7 protein-coding genes and 1 other RNA gene are annotated in these 7,114 nt (G+C 35.7%); 7 read left to right on the plus strand and 1 reads right to left on the minus strand.

All coding sequences use genetic code 11. The annotated features are described in order from the left end of the window. The 3 genes from gcvP to AC3DU7_RS20230 form a co-directional block, all read left to right on the plus strand. Positions 1 to 1,678 (plus strand): aminomethyl-transferring glycine dehydrogenase (gene gcvP, locus AC3DU7_RS20220; RefSeq protein WP_488041101.1); only part of this gene is annotated, 1,678 nt, incomplete at its 5' end. A 250-nt stretch (positions 1,679 to 1,928) separates the two neighbouring features. After that, entirely contained in the window at positions 1,929 to 2,363 is a 435-nt protein-coding gene (locus AC3DU7_RS20225) for a hypothetical protein (protein ID WP_488041102.1), read from the plus strand. Positions 2,364 to 2,373: 10 nt separating this feature from the next. Beyond that, entirely contained in the window at positions 2,374 to 5,067 is a 2,694-nt protein-coding gene (locus AC3DU7_RS20230) for a MinD/ParA family ATP-binding protein (RefSeq protein WP_488041103.1), read from the plus strand. Between the two features lie 187 nt (positions 5,068 to 5,254). Here AC3DU7_RS20230 and AC3DU7_RS20235 read toward each other — a convergent pair whose 3' ends face one another. Further along, positions 5,255 to 5,824 carry a 2'-5' RNA ligase family protein gene (locus AC3DU7_RS20235; RefSeq protein ID WP_488041104.1) on the minus strand — a complete coding sequence of 190 codons (570 nt, stop codon included), beginning with the start codon at positions 5,822 to 5,824 and terminating at the stop codon, positions 5,255 to 5,257. Positions 5,825 to 5,847: 23 nt separating this feature from the next. On the opposite strand from AC3DU7_RS20235, the gene AC3DU7_RS20240 reads away from it, so the two are divergent. From AC3DU7_RS20240 to AC3DU7_RS20255, 4 genes are all read left to right on the plus strand, one after another. Next, positions 5,848 to 6,114: a YciI family protein gene (locus tag AC3DU7_RS20240; RefSeq protein WP_488041105.1), complete on the plus strand. Its 267-nt coding sequence runs from the start codon at positions 5,848 to 5,850 to the stop codon at positions 6,112 to 6,114. Between the two features lie 23 nt (positions 6,115 to 6,137). Further along, an RNA gene (gene ffs, locus AC3DU7_RS20245) (signal recognition particle sRNA small type) lies at positions 6,138 to 6,234 on the plus strand. A gap of 26 nt (positions 6,235 to 6,260) precedes the next feature. Then, entirely contained in the window at positions 6,261 to 6,629 is a 369-nt protein-coding gene (locus AC3DU7_RS20250; protein ID WP_488041106.1) for a phasin family protein, read from the plus strand. Positions 6,630 to 6,707: 78 nt separating this feature from the next. Beyond that, the coding region (locus tag AC3DU7_RS20255; protein WP_488041107.1) for a hypothetical protein at positions 6,708 to 7,114 on the plus strand (407 nt) is incomplete at its 3' end.

Here is a 7,114-nt window from a genome sequence, read left to right on the forward strand (position 1 = left end):
TGCAAAAGAAATTATTGATGCTGCTGAAAATTTAGGTATTAATCTCCGAACTATTGACGAGCAAACAGTTGGTATTTCCCTAGATGAAACCACAACTAATATAGATGTGCAAAACCTCTGGAAAATTTTTGCTGGTGGGAAAGCATTACCAGACGAAAACATTCCCCCCCTTACAAAGGGGGGCCAGGGGGGATTACATTCCCGCACCAGCAGTTATTTAACTCACCCAGTATTTAACAGCTACCACTCAGAAACCGAACTATTGCGTTACCTCCAACGTTTACAGGCAAAAGACTTATCCCTGACAACATCAATGATACCGTTAGGCTCCTGTACAATGAAACTCAACTCCACAGCAGAGATGATACCTGTAACCTGGCCGGAATTTGCCAAAATTCATCCTTTCGCTCCCACTTCCCAAACCAAAGGTTATCAAATAATGTTTGAGCAACTAGAAGAATGGTTAGCAGAAATCACAGGTTTTAGCGCCATCTCCCTACAACCAAATGCAGGTTCCCAGGGAGAATATACAGGTTTATTAGTAATTCGTGAATATCATGCTCACCGAGGAGAAGCACATCGGAATATTTGTTTAATTCCCGAATCTGCTCACGGTACAAACCCTGCTTCAGCGGTGATGAGTGGGTTAAAAGTTGTAGTCGTCAAATGCGATAAACAAGGAAATATAGATATTGCAGATCTAAAGACGAAGACAGAAAAACACAAAGATAACTTAGCTGCCATTATGGTTACTTATCCCTCAACTCACGGTGTATTTGAAGAAGAAATTTCTGAAATATGCGAAATCATCCACAGTAACGGCGGTCAAGTTTATATGGATGGAGCGAATATGAATGCTCAGGTAGGTTTATGCCGCCCCGCAGAAATAGGAGCAGATGTTTGTCATTTGAATTTGCACAAGACTTTTTGCATTCCTCACGGTGGCGGAGGCCCAGGAATGGGTCCCATAGGCGTTCAATCTCATTTAGCAAAGTTTTTACCAGGTCATTCTGTGATTAATATTGGTGGAGAAAATTCTAGTGGAGCGGTATCTGCCGCACCTTGGGGTAGTGCCAGTATTCTGCCAATTTCTTGGATGTATATTGCCATGATGGGTGCAGATGGTTTGACTGAAGCGACTAAAGTAGCAATTTTGAATGCTAATTATATTGCTCAACGGTTGGAGAGTTATTATCCAGTTTTGTATAAAGGTAAGCATGGGTTTATTGCTCACGAGTGCATTTTGGATTTGCGTCCGCTGAAAAAATTGGCTGGTATTGAAGTGGAAGATATTGCCAAACGTTTGATGGATTATGGTTTTCACGCGCCGACAGTTTCTTGGCCTGTAGCGGGAACAATTATGGTGGAGCCAACAGAAAGTGAGTCTAAGGAAGAATTAGACCGTTTTTGTGAAGCAATGATTTTGATTCGCCAGGAAATAGAAGAAATTGAAACTGGGAAAGCAGATAAACAGGATAATTTGTTGAAAAATGCACCTCACACTGCAGAGAGTTTGATGGTGGATGAGTGGAAACATGGTTATTCTCGACAACGTGCTGCTTATCCGGCACCTTGGACGCGAGAGCATAAGTTTTGGCCTGCTGTGGGAAGGGTTGATAATGCTTTTGGCGATCGTAATTTTGTCTGTTCTTGTTTGCCTATAGAAGCTTATAGTTAGTAGTAAAAATGTAGGGGTGTTCTTTGGAACGTCCCTATAGAAAGCATTTGGGATCTATATGGTAAAGATAGGCATATAAAGAAAGATTTTGCTCGTAGTTGGGCTTTAGCCCTAAGACAAGTATTTAATTTGATTTGGTAGAATTGGATAGAGCGAGAGGGAAGCCAAAAAAATGCCAGAAATATATTTCATGGAGAATGTCTCTTAATTACATATAATTTTTACGATCAAAGCTATATTTTTTTGATTTATGGAAGATTACCAAGCAGCTTTTTTAGAACGCTATTCTGATACAGAAATATTAGATAAATCAGGAAGAAAAATTGGAGCTATGCACTTTGGAGGTGTCACTATTGAGTGTTTATTAAAAGCAATGATTTTTGCTACTTTACCAAACAGTGCAACTAGAGAATGGAAAACAGATAACAATAATCCAGGACATACTTTTACTAATCCAGGACATAGCTACATAGAAGCATTAAAACGACACAATAAACTTAAATCTAGAATTGATAAGTTTCCTCAAGTACGAAAATGGCTGGATGAAGTTGAGAACCCGATGGGTCAACATTTTATAGATATACGTTATTTTGCTATTGAAGCTAATAATGTAAATTATAAAAGCTGGTTCAATACATATAAAAAGCTTATAGGATGGCTACAAAAACAAGCCACTACACTTTAAGGAGTTTAAAATGCAAGAAAACTGGCAAGTATTACTAAAGCAAAATATCAAAAACCAATACGTTCAAAACTCTCAAGAGTGGATAGATGTAAATATTTCCACATCAGGTTTGCTAAATTTAACTTTAGTTAGCTATAGCTTTTCTGGTTTATCTATCCCTAAGCGGAAAGAACAAATTTCCAACTTACTAAAATCTCAGGTGTCTAATTTGTCTCCTGGGTTTCTTTCCTTATATACACCTCAAGAAGCTGAATCACTAAATATTTCACCTCCACAAATTCCTGATACATTCTCACCAAGTACTTGGCAAGATTTAGCTATCCAAGCGGCAAACCCACAAAATCAACCTCAACTACCCCAGCAAGAACCCAGTATACCTAGAACAGTAACATTTTATTCTTTTAAAGGGGGAGTAGGTCGGACTACTGCATTAACTCATGTAGCCTCAATTTTAGCAATGCGAGGCCGTAAAGTTGTAGCTGTTGATTTAGATTTAGAAGCACCTGGGTTAAGTACAGCATTTAACCTTAAGCTACAACCAAAATATGGAATTGTTGATTATTTTTACGAGCGTTCTTATTTACCAGAAGGAGTAGACCCCAGTATTTTAATTACAGACATATTTAGTGAAGTGAGAATACCTAACGCCACAGGGAGATTATTTGTTGTTCCTGCTGGATATCTTAGTCTTGATTATGTGTCTAAAGTTGACGATCTTCATGCCACAACTGTTATAGATGGAGATAAAAATCTTTGGTCTATTTTTAAGCAGGAAATTCAAGAACAATTAAAACCAGATATTCTCTTAATTGACTCCAGAACTGGGATTAATCAATGGGGTGCTTTATCATTAATTCAAGCTGCTGATGAAGCAATTATTTTTCTTTTTCCTAACGAACAAAATAAACAAGGGATAGAGCTACTACTAGAATCTCTTCAAAGTCTGAAAAATCTATCCATTAATTTTGTTTTTTCCCCTGTACCTGATGTGACAAATACTGGTTTAGAGAAAGTTCAAGACATTTGGAGTTCCTTGCTTAAAATAATAAAAAATGGAACAGATAAAAACTATGATAGTGATGAAGAAGATTCAAATACAAATAACGATAAACCAGAAAATGATGAATTATTAGTAATTCCTTATCTTCAACCAATTGCCTTTGCTGATAGGTATCCCATACTAGAAATGCAAGATTATTATAGTAAAATTGCTAATCTAACTGATGAAAAAAATGATGAAATTAAACGCAGTAGTATTTTAAATACCACTGAACGATGGCAAATTATTGAAAGTCTAAAGTTCCCAGAAGTAAATGCAGCCGATCTTAATCACAATTTAGGATCATTTTTTCAGCGCACTGCTGATTTTGAAAAATTTTTAGATGATACAACCTGCCTAATTAGAGGAAAAAAAGGAACAGGTAAAACTGCCCTATATTGGTTATTTTTGAAAGATGAAAAACTGGCTAAAAGATTAGCTCCTGGAAGGTTAGATAATACCTTATTTTTTTCAGGACATGGTAGATTTCAAAAAGATTCTCCTGGCAGTGATGAATTTCAAATTATTCATCAAACTTTGCAACAAAAGAATGGAACATGGGAAGCTTTTTGGAGAGCTTATTTACTATTTAGATGTTATCAGAAAGAATTACTGAAATTTCCCGAAGATAAGCAAGGAGAAAAGTTTAGTGATTTGAAAAAAATAATTAATAATTTACCAAAAGATATATGGCAATCTGAATCAACTGAAGCTTTATTAGAATTATCTACTAACTCAAAACTAAGGCTGATAGTAAAAGACGTAGTAAATATTATTCTTCATAAAGAAGCGAAAGAAAACTCTAAAAAATGGTGGTTTCTTTACGATGATTTAGATGAACATTTTTCAGAAGCAGGAGAATTAAGAAAACAAGCATTAACAGGATTATTTCAATTAGTTCAGTCTTGTAATGCGAGTAGACTAACGGAAATTAGATTTAAAATTTTCTTGAGAGAAGATATTTGGAATCGTTTAAATTTTGATAATAAAAGTCATTTCACTGGAAGGGATATTATTCTACAGTGGACTCAAATAGACTTTTTACGTTTAGCGCTTCGTCAGGCAATACAGTCTAAAGATTTTGAAAATTTAGTTGAGCGAGTTTCTCCTGTTGCGATTGAAAGTATTGACGTAGCAGATGAAGAAGAACTCGATCAAGCATTAGAATTACTTTGGGGAAGCCGTATGCGAGCCGGAAAAAGAGGGAAAAAAGTATCTCAATGGGTTTATGAAAGATTAACAGACTCAAGTGGTACAACTTTTCCTCGAAGTTTAAGTATATTACTAGAAGCAGCAAAAGAACAAGAATTAACTTACAGAGGAAAATCATCAACTAAAATTAGTGCAGAGCGTTTACTCCAAGGAAAATCTCTAGAATTTGGGTTAAAAGAAGCATCAAGAAAGCGATGTGAAGAAATTCAAGAAGAGTATCCTAATCTAAATAATTTCTTTTATTCTCTTAAGGACAAATCGGCTTTTTTAAAAAAACAAGAATTACAACAAATATGGGAGAATTCCGCAGCAAACGTTGTCGGAAATTTTGAAGAGTTTGTTTCTTTTCTGGACGAAATAGGTATTATTGAATTTCGAGAGAAAGAAAAACGCTATAAATTTATGGATATATATGCTCATGGTTTTGAAATGATTCGTCTAGGTATGATGTAGAAATTTCTGTTAGGAATAGAGCAGTCAAAAATATAGCAGATATAATTAAAGTTTCTTAGAATTAATAAACGTAGCTTGACTGATATAGTAATCGTAAATTATTTGTGAAAAAAACTGTAGGGGTTTGGTCTCCAAACCCAATTTCCACTTGAACAGGCAAGATGCCTGTGCTACGAAATTATTAAAATTATTCCGCATTTATACAACCCTGAAAAGGAAATTCATTACAAATATCCCACCGCTTACCATTATGAATTAATAAAGTTAACTGAGAAGCTACAAATTCAAACTCAAGCGATCGCTCTCGAAATTCTAACCAAGCTGCTCGAAAATTCGTTTTGGTTAAGTCTCGAAAAGCTACTGTTACATGAGGAGAAAATGGGCGAATTTTAGAAGGGGGATGTAGAATTCCTAAAGTAATTTCTGTAAATTGAATTAAATCTTTTTGTATTTGTAAAAGCTCTGGAGTTTTGACAACATTAACATAGATAACACGAGGTGGAAAAGCAGCAAACCCAGACAAAGTAATGGGAAAAGCAGAGCAATTTTGAGCAAAAGTCTGTAAACACTCCTGCAAAACTGCTAAATTTTCAGTTGGCCATTTAAAAGGAGGTTGTAAAGTAATATGAGGCACTGACCTTAAAGCATGACTGCTATTATATTTAGTAGCAAAATATTCCTTAATTTCCGTAATTTGGTTTTGAATATTTTCAGGTGGCACAAGAGCCACAAATAATAAACGTTTTGATTGACCCATAAAATTAAAATTTAAAAAATAAAATGCCTTGGTTTGCCAAAATAGAAAAAGGTATAGTCGAAAAATCAATATTTGATCGGTATGTACCAGCTCATAAAGCTTATGTCCAAGAATTAATTACTAAAGGACATAAAGCTAAGAGTGGTTACTGGAAAAACCATCAAGGAGGAATGTTACTATTTGAGGCCAAATCTATGGAAGAAGCCCAAAAAATAGTGGCCGAAGACCCTCTAATCAAAAATAATTGTGTCACTTATGAAATTTATCAGTGGTGTATAGTTGCAGAATAAAAAATTGTGTTATAGTAATAAGTGATTCGGACCAGCGCGACTATAACGCCTAAATCTTGTCAGGACCGGAAGGTAGCAGCAACACGGGATGCTTATGGTAGGCGTTGACTCCGGGTCGCCCAATTTCAAAGGAGCCAGAACATATTATGGATAATTTGGGAGGAATTATTCAAAGGGCAGTTTATCTAGGAGTGGGATTAGCCTCTTATGCAGGAGAGAAAGCTAATCAGAAATTAGCTGAACTAAGAACGGAGACCCAGAAACTGGCAGATGAAATGGTTAAGCGTGGTGAAATGACTACTGAAGAGGGTCGTAAATTTGTCGAGGATATGATGAATAAAGCTACGCAAAAGCCACCTGTAGAATCATCTCCAGAAACAGGATCAAGGGAACCACGTCGTATAGAAATTCTTTCAGAGGATGACAACTCATCAGAGTCAGACCAAGAAGTAGATAAAATGCGCCAAGAAGTCCATAGGCTACAGGATGAATTGCGTAATCTACAGAAAGATTAAATCTTAGTCCAAAAATTAATCTCAGCTTCAAAAGTTTAGGTACTCTAAGTTAAATAAAAAAAGTTCAAACATATAATAATGGAAGACTGGTCAAAAAGCTTGTTTGAAGTCATTGAAACTGCTGCTTTAGAGGTAGAAAATTTCTTCAATGAAATGGCAGAAGAAGTTTCTGAAGTACTTGATGAGTGGGAAAAGTTTTCGGAGGAGATTACTGAAGAAATACGTACTAACTTTATTTTAGAGATAGATGAGTATCTAAATGATTTAATCGGCCCTATTATCGAAGTATACCTGGACTTAGATTTTGATGTAGAAGGAGAAGATATAGACTATTTTGTAGATAGTGTAGAACCAACTGTAGAAAAACATCCAGCTTGTAGAGGATGTAGCAATTATCATGGTCAAGTTTATGGCGGAAATTTATTAGTTTGTGGGATGCACCCTTATGGCGTAGATGGAGAAAGTTGTCCAGACTGGGAATCATA

The sequence above is a fragment of the Okeania sp. genome (genome assembly GCF_983059655.1).